This is a genomic window from Tenacibaculum sp. Ill, assembly GCF_051938915.1.
Lineage (GTDB): Bacteria > Bacteroidota > Bacteroidia > Flavobacteriales > Flavobacteriaceae > Polaribacter > Polaribacter larymnensis.
In genome coordinates this window covers 3,378,212-3,402,084 of the sequence record NZ_JBPSCW010000002.1, presented here as the reverse complement: position 1 = coordinate 3,402,084, position 23,873 = coordinate 3,378,212, and the positions used below count along the sequence as shown (strand labels likewise).

Below are 23,873 nucleotides of genomic sequence, written 5' to 3'. Positions count from 1 at the left end.
ATAGAATACTTTATTACTACTAAACTTGACTAGAAAATCACGATAACTCCAAAATAGGAATTAACATAAGACGCTCTTTTTGAAATAGTAATATTGTATAGATCTCTTATTACTAAGGTATGGAGGTTATATATGGAGTTCATTTATTATTCACAATAACTACCACAACATTTTATAATATGTATCTTAGCATAAAAATATTTGCTAAGTAACTTATATTACAAAGCAAGCGTCATATTTCAAGTATATTTGCAACAATATGAATGAAAACCTAAACCCTGAAAGCACAAACTACTCAAATGAAGAATTAGATGTAGAAAAAAAGTTACGTCCGCTCTCATTTGATGATTTCTCTGGTCAAGATCAGGCAATAGATAACTTAAAAGTTTTTGTAGAGGCAGCGAATCAACGGGATGAAGCATTAGATCATGCCTTATTTCATGGACCTCCTGGATTAGGTAAAACGACGTTGGCTCATATCTTAGCTAATGAGTTAGGAGTTGGTATAAAAGTAACCTCAGGACCTGTGCTAGATAAACCAGGAGACTTAGCAGGCTTATTAACCAACTTAGATGAACGAGATGTTCTGTTTATTGATGAGATCCATCGATTAAGTCCTATAGTTGAAGAATATTTGTATTCAGCTATGGAAGATTATAAAATCGATATTATGATTGAATCTGGTCCAAATGCACGTACCGTTCAAATTAATCTTGAACCATTTACTTTGGTAGGAGCTACTACTCGTTCAGGATTGCTTACAGCTCCTATGCGAGCTCGTTTTGGTATTAGTAGTAGATTACATTATTACTCAACAGAATTATTAACAACGATAATTCAACGAAGTGCTTATATCTTAAAAGTGCCAATTTCTATGGAGGCAGCAATTGAAATTGCTGGTAGAAGTAGAGGAACACCTCGTATTGCCAACGCATTATTGCGTAGAGTACGTGATTTTGCTCAAATTAAAGGAGATGGTACTATTACCATAGAAATAGCAAGATATGCCTTAAAAGCATTAAATGTGGATGCACATGGTTTAGATGAAATGGATAATAAAATTTTATCTACGATTATTGATAAGTTTAAAGGAGGTCCGGTTGGAATAACGACTTTAGCTACAGCTGTAGCTGAAAACGCTGAAACTATAGAAGAGGTTTATGAGCCTTTTTTAATTCAACAAGGATTTATTATGCGAACGCCAAGAGGAAGAGAAGTAACCAATTTAGCCTATAAACACTTAGGGAGAATTAAAGGAACTAGCCAAGGAGAACTCTTTTAAAGTTTAGAATAAGCTATGAATAATAAGTCTAATACAGAAACGAAAGGATGGCTGCAACGATTAAAAGATGAAAGTTGGGAAGCGGAATTACTGGTTTCTGCAATTGCAATTTTTGGTTCTTTCAAGCTTTTTGATATCATTGGTTGGATTGCAAATTTTTTTATAGATTTTCTAAATCCTAGCCAATATTATATAGGGTATTTCATTACTTTTTTTGGGCTAATAGCAGTAAGTATCTTAGCTTCAATGTTTGTAATACACTTCTTCTTAAGAGCTTATTGGGTGGGCTTGGTAGGCCTTAATTCAGTTTTTCCTGACTATAGTATAGAAGATAGCGCATATTCAAAAATTTACACAGAAAAAATACTTTCAATATTACCAAAACTAAAAGACTCAATACAAAAAGTAGACGAGTTATGTAGTGTAATTTTTTCTGTAGCGTTTACCTTTTTATTAATGTACGGTTACATGGCTTTTTTTTCAAGTATTTACCTGTTATTGTTCAACCTACTTTCAGCGTATGTAAATACCTATATTCTTTTAATACCAGCTTTTTTAATTGCAATAAGCTTGATGTTGCAATCAATAATTACTATGTTCTCTAATTTAAAGAAGAATAAAGAAAAAGAAAAACTACAGATTTTAAATTTTAAAGTGGTAAAATTTGTGTCAATGATATCTTTTGGACCACTATATAAAAGTATTTTACAAGTATCAATGATATTTGGTTCAAATTTTAAGAAGAAAAAATCAATAGTTTATTTAATGTTGTTTTTCTTTTTTTCGGGAGTGGTTCTAGCAAGTATACAAATCCCGAAAACAAACATATTTTATCTAGTTATTTCAAATAAGCAGAACTTTTTCAATAAATACAAAACGTATTCAGATTACTATAAAGACAGTAATAAATCTAATACATTTTTGCTAGCTCCTGAAATAGAGTCAAGTAAAATTGAATCAAAAGTTGTAGAAGTATTTATCCCCATATTTAAATACGAAAGAACGATAAGAGAAGAGGTTTGTGGTGAATTCGAAGAAAAGACTGATGTATCAAAAATAATTGAAGATCAAAATCAAGCTAAATTTTTACTAGCCTGCTATAAAGAATATAATAAAGTGTCAATAGATGGAGAAATTATACCTATTGATTTTATAAGATATAACAATCATCCTAGAACGAAACAGGTTGGATTACTAGGATATATAAATATTGAAAATTTATCAGAAGGAGTTCATACTATTAAAATAGAGAAAAAAAGTATGAAAAAAAACTTTTTAGAATGGACAATTCCCTTTTATAAGATAAACAATTAAAGAACGTTTTTATAGAGTAAATGAATTTACTAAAAAAACTCATACCAATATTAAAATGGTTGCCCAACTATAAAAAATCGCAGTTAAGAGGTGATGTAGTTGCAGGTATAACAGTTGCTATTGTCTTAATTCCACAAGGTATTGCTTATGCATTAATTGCTGGATTACCGCCAATTTATGGATTATATGCAGCTTTAATGCCTCAGTTAATGTATGCTGTTTTTGGAACATCTCGTCAAGTAGCAATTGGTCCTGTAGCAATGGATTCATTAATAGTAGCAACAGGAGTTTCTACCTTAGCACTTACAGGTTCAGAAAGTTACATCGCCATTGCAATATTACTCGCACTGGTAGTAGGAACAATTCAATTTTTAATGGGAATTTTCCGTTTAGGATTTATCGTAAACTTTTTATCAAGACCTGTAATAACAGGATTTACTTCTGCCGTAGCTTTAATTATCGGACTGAACCAATTTAGAAATCTATTAGGAGTTGAGTTTGTACAGAGCGATCAAATTCATGTACTATTAGAAGATATTCTTTTCAGACTTAAATATTTTAAAACAAATACAACAATTATAGGCTTAATAGCATGTGCTATTATTATAATATTTAGAAGAGTCAATAAAAAAATACCAAATGCCTTAATCGTAGTTATACTCGGTATACTAAGCATACGTTTTTTTGGAACACAGCTCTCTGATGTTGCAATTGTAAAAGACATTCCTTCAGGTTTACCAAAATTTTCAATGCCAGTAATTGATGTAGCTCTAATACGTGAATTGATGCCTATAGCAGCAACTTTAGTTATGGTAGGGTATTTAGAAACCATTTCTATCGGAAAAACGTTGGAAGCCAAACAAGACGAGTATAGAGTAAGACCAAATCAGGAGTTAGTAGCTTTAGGTTTGAGTAATATGGTAGGGTCATTATTTCAATCGTATCCATCAGCATCAAGTTTTTCTCGTTCGGCAATTAATGCAGAATCAGGTGGAACTACAGGAGTTTCAGCAATAGTTTCTGCAATTTTAGTAGTGTTTACATTACTTTTTCTAACACCTGTTTTTTATCACTTACCAAAAACTATTTTATCAGCAATTATTATAGTTGCAGTTTTTAACTTAATAAATGTAAAAGAAGCAAGAAGGCTATGGAAAGCTAATAACCTAGATTTTTGGTTACTCTTAGCTACTTTTTTAGCTACTATTTTCTTCGGAATTGAATACGGAATTTTAATCGGAGTAGTTTTATCGTTAATTGTTTTAATTTTTAGAACCTCAAGACCCTATGTAGCTGAGTTAGGAAAAGTACCAAATTCAGATTTCTATCGTAATAAAAACAGGTTTAAAGAAGTTATTTTAGACGATGAAATTTTAGTTTTCCGTTTTGATGCACAATTATTTTATGCCAACTCTAACTATTTTAGAGATAAATTGGACGAAATGACAGGAGAAAAAGGGAAGGCATTAAAATTGATTGTATTAGATGCAGAGAGTATCAACAGAGTTGATAGTACAGGAATAGAGATGTTAAAAGAACGCATCGTTTATTTTAACAAACACAACATTCAATTTTATTTTGCAGGAGTAAAAGGCCCTGTAAGAGATGCCTTTTTTAGAGGAGGTTTATTAGACGTTGTAAGTTTAGATCACTTTTTTATGCGTGCCAATGGAGCCGTAAATTTTTATAAAACAGGAGATAATCAAAATCAGAAAAAATACGCGCAGTATATACACCAAGCGTATAAATAATATATAATATCATGAAAATAGAGCAAATTTATACAGGTTGTTTAGCACAAGGAGCCTATTATATTGAAAGTAATGGAGAAGTAGCAATTATAGATCCGTTACGTGAAGTTGATCCTTATATAAACAGAGCTGAAAAAGATGGTGCTAAAATCAAATATATTTTCGAAACTCACTTCCATGCAGATTTTGTAAGTGGTCATGTTACGCTTGCTGAGAAAACAGGAGCAACAATTGTATACGGACCAACAGCAAAAACAAATTATGAGGCTCATATAGCTACAGATGGAGAAGTGTTCACATTAGGAGATATTACTCTTACCGTATTGCATACTCCAGGACACACAATGGAGAGTACTTCTTATTTATTAAAAGATAAGAATGGAAAAAACCATGCAGTTTTTAGTGGAGATACCTTATTTTTAGGTGATGTAGGTCGTCCTGACTTAGCGCAAAAAGCAGCAAACTTAACACAAGAAGAGTTAGCAGGGTTATTGTACGATAGTTTACGTACAAAAATCATGACGTTAGAAGATGAAGTAATCGTATATCCAGCACACGGAGCAGGATCAGCTTGTGGTAAGAATTTAAGCAAAGAAACAGTTGGAACAATTGGTGATCAAAAGAAAACCAATTACGCACTTCGTGCAGATATGACTAAGGAGGAATTTGTAAAAGAGGTGACTGATGGTTTATTACCTCCACCAGAATATTTCCCTTTAAATGTAAAAATGAATAAGGAAGGATACCAATCTATTGATGAAGTTATCAAGAGTGGAGCAAAAGCCTTATCTGTAGAAGATTTTGAAAAAATAGCTAACGAAACAGATGCGTTAGTATTAGATGTTCGTAATCAAGCAGAATTTATTAAAGGATTTATTCCTCAATCAATCTTTATCGGTTTAGGAGGAACATTTGCCCCATGGGTAGGAGCATTGATTAAAGATGTTACACAGCCAATTTTATTAGTTACTCCTGAAGGAGAAGAAGAAACGACTATTACACGTTTATCTCGTGTTGGTTTTGATAATGTGTTAGGGTATTTAGATGGAAGTTTTAATGCTTGGAAAGTAGCAGGGAAAGAAGTAGATACTTTGCGTTCGGTTCCTGCAACTGTTTTAGCAGAAGAACTTACCAAAGGGGCTCCAGTTTTTGATGTTCGAAAACCAGGGGAATATATAAGTGAGCATATTATAGATGCACCAAGTACACCGTTAGATTTCTTAAACGATCATATTGAAGAGTTTCCAACAAAAGGAGATTTTTATGTGCATTGTGCAGGAGGGTATCGTTCAGTAATTGCAGCATCTATTTTAAAAGCAAGAGGATTCCATAATATAATTGATGTAGCTGGAGGATATAAGGCAATTAAAGAAACTGATATTCCAAGATCAGCAGCTGTTTGTCCGTCAACTTTAAAATAAGAATAATGAAGAGAGGTATATTTTTAGTAGGTTTATTTTTAACAGTAGTATTATCATGCAAACCTCAAACCAATGAGGCAAAAGATATTACGGTTGAAAACTTGCAGGTAGTTTTAGAAAACGAAGATAACGTACAGTTATTAGATGTTAGAACACCGCAAGAATGGGCAGAGGGCGTAATTAAAGATCCGATAAAAATAGATATTACAGGAGAAGATTTTGAAGGAAAGGTTTTAGAAAAGTTAGATAAAACCCAACCTGTATATATTTACTGTCGCTCAGGAGGTAGAAGTAAAAAAGCTACGGAACTCCTAGCCAAAAAAGGATACAAAGCCTACAATGTTCTAGGAGGAATTTTAGAATGGGAAGAAAAAAATAAAGAATAAAAAAAACCGAGACAATTGTCTCGGTTTTACTTTTTCTTAGCTCTTTTCCTACTTAAAATTTTAACGTTGCACCTACTAAAAAGTTTCTAGTAGCTTGCGGATAGTATCCTTGTACTTCAAAAGAAGTTCCAGGAGTATCCCAAGTATTTAAATAGGTGTATCCTCTATCAACATATTCTTTATCAAAAAGATTGTTTACCAATCCTGTAAATACAATTGATTTAAAAATTGTATTCATTTCAAGTTCATAACTAACATTAAAATCACTAACGTAATAGCTATCTAGTTTAGAGGCTTCTGTATTAGTGTTACTCAAATATTGCTCACCAACAAATTTAGATAGTAAAGCTAATTGTAGCCCTTTTGTAGGTTTGTAAATCAATGCATTTCCAGCAATAATATTTGGAGAAAAAGCAATATTCGTAGTCCCAATATTGCGTTGAACACCATCACGATCCAATATAAAATTCTTGATTTTATTACTGCTTACCGTAAGGTTTTGGTTAATGCTAAACTTATCTGAAATGTTAAAGTTAGCATCAATTTCTACTCCTAAACGATAACTGTCTTTCACATTTTCTCGTAAATATTCTCCTACATCATTTAATCCACCAGTTTGAATTAATTGGTTGTCGTAAGACATGTAGTAGAGATTAGTATTTAATTGAACCGTTTTATTATGCAAACGCCATCCTAATTCAAAATCATCTAACGTTTCATGTTGTACGTTGATACCATTTTGAAAATCATCACGGTTTGGTTCTCTGTTCGCACGAGCATACGATGCATAAATACTATTTTCTTTATTGATGGTATAAGTAACCCCTAATTTAGGATTAAAGAAGCTAAACGAAGTATCAATATTTAAAGGATTTCTATCAGAAGTTAATCCGTTAGTTTGATAATCAATAAATCTACCTTGTACATCAACAAAAGCTTTTAGGTTATCAAAAACATTAAAAGTAGCCTTAGAAAAAACACTAAAGTCGTTCTTTTTAGCATCACTAAAATAATAACGATCTCTAATACTAGCCCCATCAGCAAATTCTTTAGCCCAAATAACTTCTCCAAAATGATCTCCTGTATAATTACTATAAGAAGCACCAGAGATTAACTCGAACTTTTCAGTTTTATAAGTTACATTAGCATTAGCCACATAAAAATCATTGTCTAACCAACGACGAACAATTAAGTCTGTAGCAGGAGAACCATACCAGTCGGTTCCTGTTGCCTCTACAATACCATCATATTTTGATACAGCACTGTCTTCTTTAAATTGCTCAAAATACCCTTCTCCTTTGGTGTAATTTAAACCAATATTGGTAGACCAGTTTTCTGATAATTGCTCATTCCAGTGTAATTGGTAGTGATCTTGCCAATAATTATCGGTTTCATTATCGTAGGTATACGGGTTTTGACGACGATTTTCTTTTAGTTCTTCAGGAGTTAAGCCATACCAAGCTTGGTAGGTTCTTTCCTTTCCTCCAAAAACTAAAGCTTTAATCAAGGTGTTATCATCGGTATAGCTACCTTGTAAGAAATACGATTTTAAATCGGTGAAAGCACGGTCAACATATCCGTCAGAATAAATGTTAGACAAACGTCCTGCGAACTCAAACCCATTATTTAATTTTCCAGTAGTAAACTTTACGGTGTGCTTTCTTGTTCCGTACGAACCAAAAGCATTTGAAATCTCTCCTCCAGCTTCTTCCGAAACAGCATCGGTTAAGATGTTTAAACTAGCTCCAAAGGCTCCAGAACCATTCGTAGAAGTACCTACACCACGCTGTAATTGTAAACTTTGTGTAGACGAAGCAAAATCTCCCATATTTACCCAAAAAGTACCCTGACTTTCGGCATCGTTATACGGAATTCCGTTAATTGTAACGTTAACACGAGTAGCATCTGAACCACGTACACGAATATAAGTGTATCCAATACCAGCACCCGCATCAGATGAAGATGTTACCGATGGTAAATAGTTTAAAAGAACAGGGATATCTTGTCCTAAATTACGTTTTTCAATTTCCTTTTTGGTAAGATTTGAGTGTGTTACGGGTGCATCTGCTTTTACACGAACAGCAGAAACCAACACTTCATCTAAAATGGCTTCATCAGAAATTAACTGAAATGTAAATTGTTGATTTTTGGTAATAATAACCTCTTGCAAAAGAGGTTTAAAACCAACATGAGAAACCTTAAATACATAAGTTCCTTTTGAAAGATTTAATGTAAAGTTACCCTTAAAATCGGTAGCAATTCCTTTGTTAAGAGAGGCAACAGTAACAGTAGCACCCACCAAAGGATTTTGGTTACCATCAACTACTTTTCCTGAGAAAGTAACCGTTTGTGCATTTGCTGTTAAGGTTGCAAATAATACGAGTAAAAAAGCTATTAGTTTTACTTGTGGTTGTTGTTTGAAAGACATCGGTCTCATTTTATAAAAAAACAAAATCGAATAAAAAGAGGTAATTATTCTTTAGTTAAACATTGAATAATTAAAATTTGTCATTACGAGGAGTTTAGGACGAAGTAATCTTTTCATCAATAAACAGGTTTCTCGTAACAATTGGTTTCCAAATGGCGATTATCGCCTCCCTAAACAGCATTACCTGTTCCAGGTTCGTTGGGTATGATCTCAGCCTATTTTTAACTATGAGTTATAAATGTTGAATTTTAAGTTAACTAACAACTATTCATTAAACACTAATAACTCAAAAAGGCACCCCTTTATGAGAACGATGCAAAGGTAAATATGAAATATGAATTAAGCGTGATAAATAGCGGGTTTTTCTAGGCTTGTTTATAAAAGAATAAGGAGTTATTAAGTAAGTAAAAAAACATTCTAATCAATTTATAGATTTAACTCATGCATTCCATCGTAAATTTAATATTTTAGTGGTGAAAATATCAGATATTTATGAGTAAATCTTTTAAAACGAGCGTTAATAAAACGCATGATTTTGACTTTACTGAAGCGCAAATAGAGACGCTAGATATAGTAGAAAAATCAAAAAATAACTACCATGTACTTGAGGGTAACCAATCGTATCAAGCTACCATACTTCAAACAAATTTCAACAAAAAAACATATACCATTCAAATCAACGGAAATACTTACGAGGTAAGTATTGCTGATGAATTAGATATGTTAATTGATGAGTTAGGTTTAGAAGTAGCAACAGAGAAAAAAGAAAATAATATCAAGGCACCAATGCCTGGGTTAATTGTTTCTGTTGATGTTGAAATTGGTCAAGAAGTGAAAGAAGGAGATGGAATTTTAGTGTTAGAAGCCATGAAAATGGAAAATACCTTACAAGCACCAAGAGACGGAGTCGTAAAATCGGTAGCGATACAAGCAGGTGATAAAGTAGAAAAGAATACGGTTTTAATAGAAATGGAGTAATATGAAAAAGATATTAGTAGCAAACAGAGGAGAAATTGCGTTGCGTGTTATGCGTACGGCAAAAAAGATGGGTATTAAAACGGTAGCTGTTTATTCGGAAGCAGACAGAAACTCACCACACGTAACTTTTGCAGACGAAGCAGTATGTATTGGTCCTGCACCTTCCAATCAATCGTATTTATTAGGAGATAAAATTATTGAAGTAGCGAAAGAGTTAGATGTAGACGGAATTCACCCGGGATACGGATTTTTAAGTGAAAATGCAGCCTTTGGAGAAGCCGTAGCAAAATCAGGAATTGTATTTATAGGACCGAAAACCCATGCTATTGAAGTAATGGGAAGCAAATTGGCAGCAAAAGATGCAGTAAAAGCTTACGATATTCCTATGGTTCCGGGGATTGATGAAGCAGTAACTGATGTAGAATATGCCACGAAAGTAGCGAATGAAATTGGCTATCCAATTTTAATCAAAGCCTCAGCAGGTGGAGGAGGAAAAGGAATGCGTGTTGTTGAAAAAGAAGCTGATATAAAAGAACAAATGCAGCGTGCAATTTCAGAAGCAGAATCAGCTTTTGGAGACGGTTCGGTGTTTATAGAAAAATATGTAGGGTCGCCACGCCATATTGAAATCCAAGTATTGGCAGATGCTCACGGAAACGTAGTACACTTATTTGAACGTGAATGTTCGGTACAACGTCGCCATCAAAAAGTAGTTGAAGAAGCACCATCAAGTGTATTAACTCCAGAAATTAGAGAAGCCATGGGAGCCGCAGCGGTAAGAGTTGCGAAAGCCTGTGATTATTTAGGAGCAGGAACCGTAGAGTTTTTATTAGATGAAAACAAGAATTTTTATTTCTTAGAAATGAATACACGTTTACAAGTAGAGCATCCAGTTACGGAACTAATTACAGGAGTAGACTTAGTAGAACAGCAAATAAAAATAGCAAGAGGACAGGAGTTATCATTCACCCAAGACGATTTACAAATTAACGGACACGCGCTAGAATTACGAGTGTACGCCGAAGATCCGTTAGATAATTTTGCACCGAGTATTGGAGTGTTGGAGACCTATCAACATCCAGTAGGAGAAAATATTCGTGTAGATGATGGTTTTGAAGAGGGAATGGAAATTCCTATTTATTACGATCCGATGATTTCTAAATTGATTACCTACGGAAATACACGTGAAGAAGCCATTGAGCTAATGAAGCAAGCCATTGATAATTATAAAGTAAAAGGAATAGAAACTACGTTGCCGTTTGGAAAGTTCGTATGTGAACACGAAGCTTTCACCTCAGGGAATTTCGATACTCATTTTGTAAAGAAGTATTACACACCTGAGTTGTTAGAAGCAGGATACGAAAAAGAAGCGAAGATTGCTGCACAAGTTGCCTTACAGCAGTATTTAAAAGAGCAACGTATTTTAAAAACTTGTTAATACATAATTTGCGTTAGGGATTGCAGCGGCATCCTTTTTTGTGTTAATAAATCCGTCATTACGAGTGAAACGAAGTAATCTCATCAATTTAAGAGATTGCCACAGCAAATAGTTATTTGCTTTGCAATGACTCACAAAAAAGATATAGCGGAAAGCCCGACCCTTGGGGAACGCCCAAAAAAAGAATATAGATGAAATCTAAAATAGAAGAATTAAAACATAAAGTAACCGAAGCAAAATTAGGAGGCGGACAACAACGCATCGACCGTCATCATCAAAAAGGAAAATTAACCGCTCGTGAGCGTATCGATTATTTCTTAGATGAAGGTTCTTTTGAAGAAGTCGGTATTTTGGTAACACACCGAACGACCGATTTCGGAATGGAAAATCAGAAGTTTTATGGTGACGGAGTGGTAACAGGATACGGAACTGTAAACGGACGCTTAGTGTACGTGTTTGCACAAGATTTTACGGTATTTGGAGGTTCGTTATCGGAAACACATGCCGAAAAAATCTGTAAGATTATGGATTTAGCCGTAAAAGTAGGAGCACCATTAATCGGATTGAATGATTCTGGTGGAGCGCGTATTCAAGAAGGCGTACGTTCGTTAGGTGGTTATGCCGATATTTTTTACAGAAACGTACAAGCATCGGGAGTCATCCCGCAAATTTCAGCGATTATGGGACCTTGTGCGGGTGGAGCAGTATATTCACCAGCCATGACCGATTTTACCGTTATGGTAGAAAACTCAAGTTATATGTTTGTTACGGGACCTAACGTAGTAAAAACAGTAACCAATGAAGAAGTTACTTCGGAAGAATTAGGAGGAGCAAGTACGCATGCAACTAAATCGGGAGTTACGCATTTAACGGCAGCGAACGATGTACAATGTTTGGAAGATATCAAAACATTGTTGAGTTATATGCCACAGAACAATCAAGAAACTACAGCAAAGCTACCGTTTGAATTAGGAGATGAAATTAGAGAAGAATTAGCCAACATTGTTCCAGATAATGCCAACAAGCCGTACGATATGCGTGCCGTAATTGATGGTATTGCTGATGCGGACTCGTTTTTTGAAATACATAAAGATTATGCTGATAACATCGTAGTTGGATTTGCGCGTTTAGGAGGAAGAAGTGTTGGGATTGTAGCCAATCAACCGATGAGTTTAGCAGGATGTTTGGATGTAAACAGTTCTAAAAAAGCAGCACGTTTTACTCGTTTTTGCGATTGTTTTAATATTCCGTTATTGGTGTTGGTAGATGTGCCAGGGTTCTTACCAGGAACCGACCAAGAATGGAATGCTATTATTACTAACGGAGCAAAATTATTGTATGCGTTGAGTGAAGCTACCGTGCCAAGAGTCAGTGTAATTACTCGTAAAGCCTATGGTGGAGCCTATGATGTGATGAACTCAAAACATATTGGAGCCGATATGAACTTTGCATGGCCTAGTGCAGAAATTGCGGTAATGGGAGCGAAGGGAGCAAGTGAAATTATCTTTAAAAAGGAAATTGCCGAAGCAGACGATCACGAAGCGAAACTTGCCGAAAAAGAAGCGGAGTATGCTGATAAATTTGCGAATCCGTACCGTGCAGCAGAACGTGGATTTGTAGATGAGGTAATTTTACCACAAGATACGCGTAGAAAACTAATCAAGGCTTTTGCCATGTTAGAAGGTAAAAAGGTAGAAAGACCGAATAGAAAACACGGGAACATACCGTTGTAACAAAATACATATCAATATTTTTAAGAGGCGCTTCTTTTTAGGAGCGTCTTTTTTGTTTTATAAGGCCTTGGTTGTGCTTGATTTAATACCACATTAATGATGTAAAAACTAACTCTTGTGGCTTAAATACCTGGTTTTAAGGGTTTCCGTAGTTTTTTTTGTAATTTTTTTTTTAGGTTTATAGGGAATTATCAAAGTAATTAACATTTCTAATTATCTAGAAATAGTTACAGAATAAGATAGTTGGTTATTTGTATGTGACGAATTGGTAATCATAAAAAAATAAACGAATGAAAAATAAATTTCTATTGACAATTCTAGCACTTTTTTATAGTGTAATTTCATTTTCACAAGTACGAGTTCAGGCAATTAAAGTAGATGATAGCTTTGATGCTGAAACTAATGCAATTCTGGACACTTCAATTAGGAAACTTGAACAAGTTTTCAACTCAGTAGAATTCAAACAAATGGTTCTTAATGAAACATTCGATGTAGGAAATTTCAACCTTTCTAGTGAAGATATTTACAAACTAATTATCTCTGGTAAGGATAATTATATTGATAAGCCAGAAGACAACTCAATTGATATTCGAGTAAGAGTATTTGATAAATACGCTGGTAGTGGAAATTTTGGATTCACCGACATGAAAACTAGGATTACAAGAACGCATCGTTGCTACATACTTAAAAATTTACAAAAATGTTATACGTCTCACTTAGCTCATGAATATATGCACCAAATTGGGTTTTATGATAGAAGAACTTGGTTTTTTGGAAAAAAAACATCTAGTGTTCCATATAAAATTGGAAGAATTGTAGATGAACTAATTGAGAATGATGCTAAGTGTTTTGCTAAAAAAGAAACTTGTTCAAAATAAAAATATTATGAAAGTACTCATCATTGCTATTCCCTTTCTCCTACTAACTTCTTGCAACACCCAAGAAAGCCAAAAGGAAATACTTGAAATAGAATATCAAAGTAGCTACAACAATACTAAACTTAAAGAAAAGGAAGAAATAGGAAAGTCTGCTAGATCCTATGGCGAAATTATTTCAGAGGTTTTGAGTTTGGTAGGTATCCCGAACTCAGACATTGAAATCAGAACAACTTCATCTTTTGGAGCTTTTTCAGTAATTAATAGAGATTGCAGAAGAAGATTTTTTTTATATAATCAAGCTTTTTTTGATTCTGTCCATACTGTGACAAAGTCCTACGAGCCAATTAAAAGTATATGCTTTCATGAAATTGCACACCACTTTTACCGACATCCCTTAAAATCTAAATGGGAATCGCGTTTACATGAATTAGAAGCAGATAGATATTCTGGATTCCAAATGAGGCTTATCGGTGCAACTTTAGAAGAAAGTATTGCTGCCATGAAATACTTCGGAAACGAAACACCCTCTCAAAGCCACCCAGGAAAATCCATTCGAATAAATGAAATCAAGGCGGGATATATTGATGCCAGCCTAAGAGTTTTTAAAGATTCTACTTATATCAAAACCGATAGTTTGATTCAAACAAATGAAATACTTTTCACTTTTCAGGAGATACAAAAACAAAACAAAGGTTTTGAAAAATTCAACAAAGAAATTTTTGAAACGGATTCTACTTTCAATTTTGAAAATATCATTACCCAACCAGCTTATAGCATTTTAGGAAAAATTTTAATCGTGAATGAAAGCAATGAAGTTTTCGACCTTGCAACTAATGAAAAAGTTGGAAATATCACATCACCATATCCCAATGCTGGCTTTGAATTACTCAAATTTGAAACATCAACCTATAAGATTGAAAACGAAAACATTTACTCGATGAATCAACAAGGAACACCCATAAAATTAGGAGCAAAAATCAACTAACATGAAAAAACTATTACTTTCTTTAATCATCGTCCTAACGCTTCAAAATGTTATGGCTCAAAATGCATATTATGATGCATTATTTATAAACACACTCAGTGAAAAGGGACTCAATAGAATTATTGATGCAAATAATGATGGACAAGTTTTCTTATCTCAAGACGAAGTAAAACAAGTTCAATACGCTATTGACTTTATAAATGACCCTTTTGATATTGATAATTCTATTAAGGATGAATTTGATGTTTCACCAATTAAGAGTGCGATTATTAAGTACAATAAATTGCTAGAATTTGAATATTCATCTGGAAACTACTCAATGGGAATATTACCCGCAGGAAGTGCTACTTTAGGAATTTTAGCAAGCGCTATTTCAGGTGATTTTTCCCTAAGTGCAGAAGACCAAACAAGAATACTAGATGGATTGACAAAGTATTATGCTGAAGAATTTAAAAAAGCACAATTACTAACCTATATGCAAACTTTTGAAAGTACAATTGGTAAAGTTGGAGAGCTACAAGTTCTATTCCCGAATACTTATGAGAAACTTAAAAATACTAACCCCTCCAAATTTCCTGAATTAGGAGATGAGTACAAGGAAATTTTCAGTCAAGACTTGAGAGCACTTCTTGACAACCTGATAAATCATGTTGAAAATCATAAAAACACTGATGCATTAGAAAGCAAACTAAAATTTTTGAACTCTACAAATACGGCATTGATAAAAAGTAAATCCTATTATGGTAGTTTAAAATTGTCCGCAGATATCAGCTCTAAACTTGTAAACAACTATCATCCCGTAGATCTTTTTAATTATTTAGATGGAACATATTATAAACCTAGCTATTTGAATAGTGCCACTAATAAACTGGATGAAAAATTGGGGGTAATAATTCATGGCGTTAACCTTTTCCAAAGAAACCTATTGGATACTACAAAAACCAAATCTGCTCAGTTTTCCAATGTATGGCTTAGTTATGAGGAATTTAATAAAATTAATACGGTATCAGAATGGAGCTATTTTGCTGGTTTTCTATATCAACAAGACAAAGGGTTCTTTAAAAAAGTTTTTTTCACTCCAACGTCTTCCAATCTTACAACTGCTCAAATCCAATCTATAAAGGAAACCTACATGAAGCTTCTTTCATCATTAAACCAAATACAGGAGTTCAGAAATAACCTTAATGAAGATAACTTGAATGAAAACTACATAGAATACATGAAGATTGTAACAAACGTATTCCAGAGTGCGAACTACAATAATGATGATATTTCAAAGTTCTTCACCATCTCAAACTATTCTCTCCAAGTGTACGATAATGCAAGAAGTAAGGATTATAGTAACTCTATCCATTATGTAACCTTGATTCTAAACGAACTCCTTGGAACTAACACAACCTACTTAGAAACAATGCAACAGATTGACCAATATGGGACATTTATGACAGATGTAATCAACAGCGAAGATTCTGATGGAGTGAAAGAAGTAATAAAGAAGCATGCTGCACCTCCTGCAAGCTTCATTCTAAAACGAGAATATGCTAGGACTTTCTCAATTACTGGTCAACCCGGTTATTTCATTGGTGCTGAGAGTTTGGATGAAAACATTGGCTTTGTCTCTGGAATCACACTACCTATGGGCTTTGAATATACATGGAAATTGAAAAAAGGGCAAGAAAACAGTGCTTCTTTGGGTGTGTTTGCTCAAGTTATCGATTTAGGAGCGATGCTTAATTTCCGAGTGAGTGATTCTACTTCAACTCTTCCTGATAAGGTAGAGTTTAGCCAAATTTTTTCTCCAGGTGGTTCTTTGACCTATGGATTTAAAAACTCCCCATTGACACTAGGATTAGGTTATCAATACACCCCTGAATTAAGACAAGTTACTCTTGAAAATGGAAACAAGATATACCCAAATGGACATAGACTTTTCTTAAGACTTGCTTGGGACATTCCATTCCTGAATATCTGGAAAAGTAAAGAAAAATAAAGGTTATTAACGTGGTGTTTAAGTAATAAAAGAACATACAAAAAAACGTCATTACAAGTGATAACGCAGTAACCTTTATGTTTATAGTTCAAAATAAACAGATTACTTCAGTCGTACCTCCTTCGTAATGAAGTTATTATTTTTTATAAAAAATCAACCCTACACATCCGTACTCACCCAATAACTTCCCGTTGAGGTGGTAGACGGATTGTATGCCAAAATATTCACTTTGGTACCGTTCGCAACATCCGCTAGTAACCATTCCATTGGCTGGTTGTTGATAGCACCACTTTCCAGCTCAACCATATTGCCGTTTAAGGTAACCTCGTCGGTACTAATGTCGAACTGTAGCGTGGTTTCTCCTCTGTTTTCAAAACCAATAAAACTTTCCCTGTCATACGACACCTGAGTAATTACCTTAGTTTCATTAGGCGCTACCTGTCCCACAAAATCAGTAATGGAGCTGCTTCCTGTAGTTGGGCGATAACTATACTGCGCCCTTTTTGCAGGTTCATTGGCAAATACTAACTGAGCCGCATTCATAATTTGAACAAGCGTTGTATAACAATCGTTCAATGCCGAAATACGATCTTGGGTAATTACCAAACGTTGTTTTTTATACACCTCTTGCTGAGTGTTCGCGCTTTTTAATTCGTCTTTAATTGTTGCCAACTCTTCCACAATAGATGCAGGCATTCCGCCTTTATTCGCATCGGTCAAATCATCCAAATAATTTGTAACTACCTTTTCTAACGTTTCTAAAAACACCAACATTTTAGGCTGATTCTTACTCGCATCTCTATAACCAGTTGTAAACTCTTTTAATACCGCAGGATTATCAGGAAAAGCCCACATAGCATGACTTTTAATACGATTATACACACGACTTGCATTTTGCATTTCTACCAATACTTTTTGTGTTTCCACTCCTTGTTTAGCCAAGGTACTTACATCGGTTACTACCGTATCTGCCGCATCAATCTGATTTAAAAAAGCAGTTTCATACTCACTCGTAAATCGGGCGTTGAAAGCGGTAAAACGCTCCAAATCTTGCGTAAATAGGTTGTAAATTGTACGTGCGCTTTCAGCTAAAAAAGCATCTGATCCTTTGAATTTTCTTCTTGTTTCCATATTAAAATTTAATTTAAGTTACACGTGTGTTTTTAGGGATGCGTAATACACGCTACCCTTAGGTAATTCTTAGAAACAACAAGATTATAATAGCAGGAGATCCCCTTGCCACTAGTTAAAAACCCATAAAATATTAGATGGTTTTAGCGATAGCGAGTTATTTTAATTTAGGTTTGTGGATGATTATTTTTGAGTGCAGGATGGTTAAGGCTAGATTTTTTGTTTAGCTCATTAATTTTTATTGGTTTTCAAAGGAATTCATGAACCTCCAAAGTCGGTTTCTTTTTCATCAATGGAAAAAGAATAATAGCTTAGAAAAAGATTTTTCTATGTAAAATCTAACTCGTTAATACGTAGACCGAGAACGTTGGATTGAATCCATACAGATTTAAGAGCGGGAGGATAGCCGTAGTATCAGCGACCCACGCCGTGGTGTTAATGGAGCATGCCGTGATATCAGCGACCCATGCCGTGGAGTTAACGGAGCATGCCGTGATATCAGCGACCCATGCCGTGGAGTTAACGGAGCGTGCCGTGATATCAGCGACCCATGCCGTGATGTTAACGGAGCGTGCCGTAATATCAGCGACCCATGCCGTGATGTCAACGGAGCATGCCGTAATATCAGCGACCTGTGCCGTGGTGTTAACGGAGCATGCCGTAGTATCAGCGACCCGTGCCGTGGTGTTAACGGAGCATGCCGTGATATCAGCGACCCATGCCGTGGTGTTAACGGAGCGTGCCGTAGTATCAGCGACCCATGCCGTGGTGTTAACGGAGCATGCCGTAGTATCAGCGACCCAAAACTGTGATATAAAGAACCGTTACTACTCTAAAAAACAACTTTTATAACCTAAATGGCTGCGATTAAGGGATTCCGTAAGAATGTATGATGGAGTTTTTTTAAGTTTAGGGGAGTTTATATAAATGATTAAACTTTTTATTCTTCAAATCGCTAGATGAAATGAAAAAATATTTGAGTATAAAGAGTTAGATAAAACTAAAAAATGAAAGAAGAAAAACGTATTAGACTTAATAAAGCACTAAGAGAATTAAACATTTCGCTTGATAGAGCTGTAGAGCATCTTTCAAAGAACGGACACGAAATTGAAGCAAAGCCCACTACAACAATCACCAATGAAGAGTATAAAGTTCTTTTAGATGGATTTAAAACGGATACTGAGAAAAGAGCTTTATCTAAATTAATAGAAGAAAATAAAAAAATTAATAGAGAAAATAAAATACTTAGAGATTTTGAGTTTAATAGTTATAAGACATTAATTGAGCGCATAAAAAAATCTCCTATAGATTTTGAAAATGTATTTAGTTCTATTCCTAAGTTTACCATTACGACTAAAAAAACAAACTTTAAGAATTTAAATGAATCATATAAAAAAGACCAATTAGTTCTTGTAATAGGTGCAGGAGTATCTATTGAGTTTGGGGTGCCTACATGGAGTAATCTACTTCAACTATTGATGGTGCATACAATTGAAAAAGACAGTAACTCTCCCGATGTTTTATCAAAACTCTTTAATGATATTTTTACACCAAATCCATTAATTTCTGGTAGATATTTGCAAAGATATTTTGAGCAAAATAATTCTTCTTTTGAAAAAATGGTTAGAGAAGTTTTGTATTCAAAAATTAATAAGGAAAAGGAGTCTGATTTATTTAATGAAATTATTAAACTATGTGTTGCTCCAGGAAAAAGTCCAAATTTGAATTCTATTATAACATATAATTTTGATGACATTTTAGAATATAAACTCAATAAAACAGGTCTTGAAATTCCATATAAAACGATCCATGGTATAGGAGTAGATATTAAAAACGGTGAACTACCTATTTATCATGTCCATGGATTTTTACCCGAGACAGGAAAGTTAAATGATTCTAATAAAATAACTTTTGGAGAGAACAATTATCATGAACAGTATACTAACATTTATAGTTGGAATAATATTGTTCAAATAAATAAATTTAGAGATAACACTTGTTTATTTATAGGGAGTTCATTAACAGATCCTAATATCAGAAGATTATTAGATATTGCTTATGAACAGAAGGGGAATAAAAAAAATGTACATTATATTATAAAGAAAAGAATTAACAGAGGTGATATTATTAAAGAAATTAAATCTTTTGAATTTGATGATGAATTAATAAATAACGAAAAAAAAATTGAAAATGTTATTTCAAGTTTAATTAAACTATATGAAAGGTTTGAAGAAAACGACTCTGCTTCTTTTGGTGTTCAAACTATATGGGTTGAGGAATGGGAAGAAATACCTGATATATTAAAAAAAATAAGAGAAAGCATTGTGTAAAACCAGTAAAGATTAACGTGAGCTTATGTAATATTTTATCAGCTTGCTAAACCCATTTCGTTTATACATATTAAACGCATCTAAACTATTTTACAGTACATAAAAATAGATATCTCCTAAAACCGAAATTTTTTTCGGTTTTCTTTTTTTTCAGCCTGTTGTTTTTTTGCATCCAATCGTTTGGTAATCGCTGCTTTTTTAGGTTTGGTAGCTTTGCGCACTTTGGGTACTACCAAGGCTTGTGCTAAGAGGTTAAAAAAGCGCTCGGTAACCAATTCTTTATTGCGGTGTTGTGAGCGGCTTTCTTGTGAGCTTAGTATGAGTGTGTTTTCTTTAGAGAGTCTGTTCGCTAAGTTTTTAAGGAGTAGTGCTTTTTCTTTGTCTGAGAGTCCTAATGAGTCTTCAATAGTAAAACTTAATTCTACTTTAGAGGATACTTTGTTTACGTGCTGTCCGCCAGCACCAGAGCTTCGTACGGCTTTAAAATTGAGTTCTTTTAATAGTTGTTCTTTGTTCATAGTGTTTGTGAATGCATTAACGGAATTAACTTCCAATGTCAGTTCGAGTGGTTTTTATCAAGTGTTAACGAGATAAAAATTTCACTTCGGCTAAGCTCAGCAGAGCTATCGAGAACTATTCCAGCGTCTAAGTCGTAAATTCTCGATACAAATTATGCTCTTTTCAATCGCAAAATTCACTCGAATTGACAGCTTTAAAATTTTAGTCAACCTACTTTAATAGGTGTTACTGTGTTCCTGTAAAAATAGGAGTTTCAAATATAAATAATCTATCGTTGTTTGTAAAGGGGGCTTACTAATAGAAGTAACTCTTATTGGTGAGAGTTGGGAACTTTAAAGGGTATTCGTAACTAGAATTAAGCAGATTTCTCCCGCTGGTCGAAATGACAAAATGTACGTCATTTCGAACTGTAGTGGAACGGAGGTGAGAAACCGTAAGGTTCAGCGGAGCTAAATCTTTTAGTTGAGAGTTAGGAGTTTTAAAGGGTATTCGTAACTAAAATTAAGCAGATTTCTCGCTATCGCTCGAAATGACAAAACGTGCGTCATTTCGAACTGAAGTGGAACGGAAGTGAGAAACCGTAAGTTTCAGCGGAGCTAAATCTTTTAGTTGGGTGTTGGGAGTTTTAAAGGGTAATAGTTACTCTTATTGATGAGATTCCTCCTCCTTCGTCGTTCGGAATGACGTTTAGGTTGTTTATTTCATATTATAATAATTAAAAGCTGTCATTTCGAAGGAGTTTGCGACTGAGAAATCTCAAGGTTCAGCGGAGCTAAATCTCAAAGTCGAGTGTTGGGAGTTTTAAAGGGTATTCGTAACTAAAATTAAGCAGATTTCTCCCTCTGGTCGAAATGACGTTTATCTATTATATTCATTACATGAAATACGCGATGACGTTTAGCAATGCTTACATATCGTAATTAGGTGTATCGGGTGATTGGTGCATAAAGTGCATATCTAAATCGGTAAGGGTGTCGGAAAAAGAGTATAAGTTTTCCTTTTTAGTGAGTAATTCATCAATAACTTCTACTGCTTTTTTCAATCGGGTTTCTTTGTCTCCTTTTAACAACACATACGGACGGTTGTATTTTTTCAACGCATTTTCAAAGGCTTTAAACATTTCCAAGCGTTGCTCGGGTCTGTCGCGTAAATCGTCGGCTTCCCAAGGCGTATCGATATAGGTTAAAAAATAAATATCGTAGGTGTTTGCAATGGCAGCCTCGTCTAATTTCGGATCTACGAATCCGCCATAATACTCTTCAGAATATACTTTGGTTTCCAATAAATCGGTATCACAGATGAGTACTTTATCCGCTTTTTTAGCCAATTCATTTTCCAAGCCCATTTGTCCTTCAGCAATCGGAATTAAATCGTGTTGTTCACAAGTTTTACGTTCGTTGTTCCACTTGTCTTGCAAGTATTCACGCGCAAATTCGGGAGCCCAAACAGTATTGTAATGACGCGCTAACTGACCAGAAAGTGTTGTTTTTCCTGTGCTTTCAGGTCCAAATAATACCACCTTTACAAGGTTGATGGGTTGTTGTGTAAGTGCTTTTTCCATGCTAAATATCCTGCAATTGCTATAAAGGTAAATAATAAATATTGAAAACTAGTAAAGGTAAATCCTTTGTAAAAGTACAGTGGAACGGAGATAATATCGCCAATAATCCAATAAATCCAGTTTTCTATTTTTCGTTTTGCCATCAGCCACATTCCTACAAAGAAAATGGCAGTGGTAACGGTGTCTACATAAGCTGTCCAGCTTGTCCATTTATCAAAAACAGTATACACAGCGTAGACAAAAACTAAGGTGGCTACAAATATGGCTACGCTTTGTTTTTTTTCTTTAGATGTTGTTCTAGAGATAGGAGTTACATGTGTGGCATCTACTTTTCGTGTCCAGATATACCAGCCATATACACTCATAATAAAGTAGTACCCGTTAATCATCATATCACCTAACAGTTCCCATTTTAATAGGAGGTATACAAAAATAGCGGTGCTAATCATCCCCGTAGGGAATACCCAAATTTTATTCTGTTTAGAAAACCAAACGGATAAAAAACCAAAGATAACGGCAATAATTTCTAGCCAAACATCAATAGGATTATAATTAGCATACTGCCCAAAAAGGAAATCAAAAAGTTGGCTCATAATCGCTACGATCGGTTTTTACGATTTTCATAAATAGCAATCCGTTGTCAATTAATTCAAAAGCATTTTTTAATTCAGAAGTAACTAAACTCATCACGGTATCATAATCACCATACACTTGCGTACTTAACGGATTTTCTAATACGGTTAAACCTGAGGCTCTTAGTTTTTTGATGAAATTGATAATTGGTTCTTCAAATTCGTTCTGAAGCGGACTTAAGGTTAATTCTACGGATATTTTCATGGTTGTTCCTAATTAGAAAGATGCAAAGTTACTAAAGTTAAGTTGTTGTTGTGTGGAAAAGGTTTTGGGAGTTTTTGGAGTTGTAGAGTGGCAAAGTTTTTTTAGTTACAAAGTTTCAAAGATGCAGAGTTTTTTAGTTTCAAAGTTTTGGAGTGGTAGAGTTGCAAAGTTGTGGGGTTTTAAAGTTTCAAAGGTGCAGAGCTTCAAAGTTTCATAGTAGCAAAGTTTTTGGGTTGTAGAGGTTATGGAGTAGGAGAGTATGATACATTTTTTAACAAGCGCACACGCAGGTGAATCCTTCCATTTCTAAAAAGTGGATGTCGTATTCTGAGGTTTGTCCTTCGTATAAAATTTTTCCAGTGGTTACATTTGTGTCAAAAGAAAAATCTTCAATATAAATGTTTTCTAAGAAGAGCAATTTTTTCTTTCCGTAGATTTTATACAAACTTTCTTTGGCTCCCCAAACAATGGTTAGTTTGCTTACCAAAGCATCGTGGTTGGCAATAGATTTGTATTCTTCAATAGGAGTAAATTTGTGTGCAATTTTTACAATTTTATCGCGCTGCATTTCAATATCTATCCCCACAGGTTGTGTGTCGGAAATAATTATTGCCGAAAAGGTAAATGAATGGGTTATTGAAATGAATTTACCGTCTTTTAAGTGTGGTTTTCCGTAGCCATCGTACAGTAGATCGTCATCGGTATAACCAACTTCTTTTAGTAAGTGACGTACACTCATAAAGCCTCTTTGGTGTAAATCGGACTTCATGCCGTTTACTCTTTGTTGATTTCCTTTTGTTAAAGAAACGCCGTTAGAAAGTTGTTCAAAAGATTCTTCAATCTTCCAAATCAATGCTTTAGCATGGTTGTTTACCGTTAATGTTTTGTAAAGAGGCATATTTTAGAAAGTT

The 23,873-nt window shown here is 34.3% G+C and carries 20 protein-coding genes; 13 read left to right on the top strand and 7 right to left on the bottom strand.

The window, feature by feature from the left end; genetic code table 11:
• Positions 1 to 259 precede the first annotated feature (259 nt).
• From ruvB to ACTPNM_RS15940, 5 genes are read left to right on the top strand one after another with little or no spacing between them, the layout of a single operon-like run.
• Positions 260 to 1,282, top strand: a complete 1,023-nt coding sequence (ruvB, locus tag ACTPNM_RS15960; RefSeq protein WP_440122807.1) for a Holliday junction branch migration DNA helicase RuvB — start codon at positions 260 to 262, stop codon at positions 1,280 to 1,282.
• A 15-nt stretch (positions 1,283 to 1,297) separates the two neighbouring features.
• Positions 1,298 to 2,596: a hypothetical protein gene (locus ACTPNM_RS15955; protein ID WP_440122806.1), complete on the top strand. Its 1,299-nt coding sequence runs from the start codon at positions 1,298 to 1,300 to the stop codon at positions 2,594 to 2,596.
• Positions 2,597 to 2,616: 20 nt separating this feature from the next.
• On the top strand, positions 2,617 to 4,347 hold the full coding sequence (locus tag ACTPNM_RS15950) for a SulP family inorganic anion transporter (protein ID WP_440122805.1): 1,731 nt from the start codon (positions 2,617 to 2,619) through the stop codon (positions 4,345 to 4,347).
• An 11-nt stretch (positions 4,348 to 4,358) separates the two neighbouring features.
• Positions 4,359 to 5,768, top strand: coding sequence for an MBL fold metallo-hydrolase (locus ACTPNM_RS15945; protein ID WP_440122804.1), 1,410 nt, complete (start codon positions 4,359 to 4,361; stop codon positions 5,766 to 5,768).
• A gap of 5 nt (positions 5,769 to 5,773) precedes the next feature.
• Positions 5,774 to 6,154, top strand: a complete 381-nt coding sequence (locus tag ACTPNM_RS15940) for a rhodanese-like domain-containing protein (RefSeq protein WP_440122803.1) — start codon at positions 5,774 to 5,776, stop codon at positions 6,152 to 6,154.
• Between the two features lie 52 nt (positions 6,155 to 6,206).
• Here ACTPNM_RS15940 and ACTPNM_RS15935 read toward each other — a convergent pair whose 3' ends face one another.
• The gene (locus ACTPNM_RS15935; protein WP_440122802.1) at positions 6,207 to 8,582 is read right to left on the bottom strand and encodes a TonB-dependent receptor; all 2,376 of its coding nucleotides are present in this window, start codon (positions 8,580 to 8,582) and stop codon (positions 6,207 to 6,209) included.
• 492 nt (positions 8,583 to 9,074) lie between these two features.
• On the opposite strand from ACTPNM_RS15935, the gene ACTPNM_RS15930 reads away from it, so the two are divergent.
• From ACTPNM_RS15930 to ACTPNM_RS15905, 6 genes are all read left to right on the top strand, one after another.
• Complete coding sequence (locus ACTPNM_RS15930) at positions 9,075 to 9,560, top strand: acetyl-CoA carboxylase biotin carboxyl carrier protein subunit (protein WP_440122801.1); 486 nt, start codon at positions 9,075 to 9,077, stop codon at positions 9,558 to 9,560.
• Between the two features lies 1 nt (position 9,561).
• Positions 9,562 to 10,998 carry an acetyl-CoA carboxylase biotin carboxylase subunit gene (gene accC, locus ACTPNM_RS15925; protein WP_440122800.1) on the top strand — a complete coding sequence of 479 codons (1,437 nt, stop codon included), beginning with the start codon at positions 9,562 to 9,564 and terminating at the stop codon, positions 10,996 to 10,998.
• Between the two features lie 191 nt (positions 10,999 to 11,189).
• Entirely contained in the window at positions 11,190 to 12,731 is a 1,542-nt protein-coding gene (locus ACTPNM_RS15920) for an acyl-CoA carboxylase subunit beta (RefSeq protein ID WP_440122799.1), read from the top strand.
• Between the two features lie 290 nt (positions 12,732 to 13,021).
• Complete coding sequence (locus ACTPNM_RS15915; protein ID WP_440122798.1) at positions 13,022 to 13,609, top strand: hypothetical protein; 588 nt, start codon at positions 13,022 to 13,024, stop codon at positions 13,607 to 13,609.
• A gap of 7 nt (positions 13,610 to 13,616) precedes the next feature.
• On the top strand, positions 13,617 to 14,594 hold the full coding sequence (locus ACTPNM_RS15910; RefSeq protein ID WP_440122797.1) for a hypothetical protein: 978 nt from the start codon (positions 13,617 to 13,619) through the stop codon (positions 14,592 to 14,594).
• Between the two features lies 1 nt (position 14,595).
• Positions 14,596 to 16,584 carry a hypothetical protein gene (locus ACTPNM_RS15905; protein ID WP_440122796.1) on the top strand — a complete coding sequence of 663 codons (1,989 nt, stop codon included), beginning with the start codon at positions 14,596 to 14,598 and terminating at the stop codon, positions 16,582 to 16,584.
• A 159-nt stretch (positions 16,585 to 16,743) separates the two neighbouring features.
• Here the strand turns inward: ACTPNM_RS15905 and ACTPNM_RS15900 are convergent, their stop codons facing one another.
• Positions 16,744 to 17,715: a hypothetical protein gene (locus tag ACTPNM_RS15900; protein ID WP_273695312.1), complete on the bottom strand. Its 972-nt coding sequence runs from the start codon at positions 17,713 to 17,715 to the stop codon at positions 16,744 to 16,746.
• A 372-nt stretch (positions 17,716 to 18,087) separates the two neighbouring features.
• On the opposite strand from ACTPNM_RS15900, the gene ACTPNM_RS15895 reads away from it, so the two are divergent.
• The gene (locus ACTPNM_RS15895; protein ID WP_440122795.1) at positions 18,088 to 18,567 is read left to right on the top strand and encodes a hypothetical protein; all 480 of its coding nucleotides are present in this window, start codon (positions 18,088 to 18,090) and stop codon (positions 18,565 to 18,567) included.
• Positions 18,568 to 18,722: 155 nt separating this feature from the next.
• Complete coding sequence (locus ACTPNM_RS15890; protein ID WP_440122794.1) at positions 18,723 to 20,045, top strand: SIR2 family protein; 1,323 nt, start codon at positions 18,723 to 18,725, stop codon at positions 20,043 to 20,045.
• Between the two features lie 116 nt (positions 20,046 to 20,161).
• On the opposite strand, the gene arfB is transcribed toward ACTPNM_RS15890, so the two are convergent.
• The 5 genes from arfB to ACTPNM_RS15865 all read right to left on the bottom strand — a co-directional run bounded on the left by arfB (position 20,162) and on the right by ACTPNM_RS15865 (position 23,860).
• Positions 20,162 to 20,563 carry an alternative ribosome rescue aminoacyl-tRNA hydrolase ArfB gene (arfB, locus tag ACTPNM_RS15885; RefSeq protein ID WP_440122793.1) on the bottom strand — a complete coding sequence of 134 codons (402 nt, stop codon included), beginning with the start codon at positions 20,561 to 20,563 and terminating at the stop codon, positions 20,162 to 20,164.
• Positions 20,564 to 21,471: 908 nt separating this feature from the next.
• A complete protein-coding gene (locus ACTPNM_RS15880; protein ID WP_440122792.1) occupies positions 21,472 to 22,125 on the bottom strand; it encodes an AAA family ATPase in 654 nt (217 codons plus the stop codon).
• Positions 22,086 to 22,718: a nicotinamide riboside transporter PnuC gene (pnuC, locus tag ACTPNM_RS15875; RefSeq protein WP_440122791.1), complete on the bottom strand. Its 633-nt coding sequence runs from the start codon at positions 22,716 to 22,718 to the stop codon at positions 22,086 to 22,088. The genes ACTPNM_RS15880 and pnuC overlap by 40 nt, the downstream gene beginning before the upstream one ends.
• Positions 22,702 to 22,962, bottom strand: a complete 261-nt coding sequence (locus tag ACTPNM_RS15870; RefSeq protein WP_028891327.1) for a hypothetical protein — start codon at positions 22,960 to 22,962, stop codon at positions 22,702 to 22,704. The genes pnuC and ACTPNM_RS15870 overlap by 17 nt, the downstream gene beginning before the upstream one ends.
• A gap of 271 nt (positions 22,963 to 23,233) precedes the next feature.
• Positions 23,234 to 23,860 (bottom strand): 4'-phosphopantetheinyl transferase family protein, encoded by a 627-nt coding sequence (locus tag ACTPNM_RS15865; protein ID WP_440122790.1) that lies wholly within the window; start codon positions 23,858 to 23,860, stop codon positions 23,234 to 23,236.
• Positions 23,861 to 23,873: the final 13 nt, after the last annotated feature.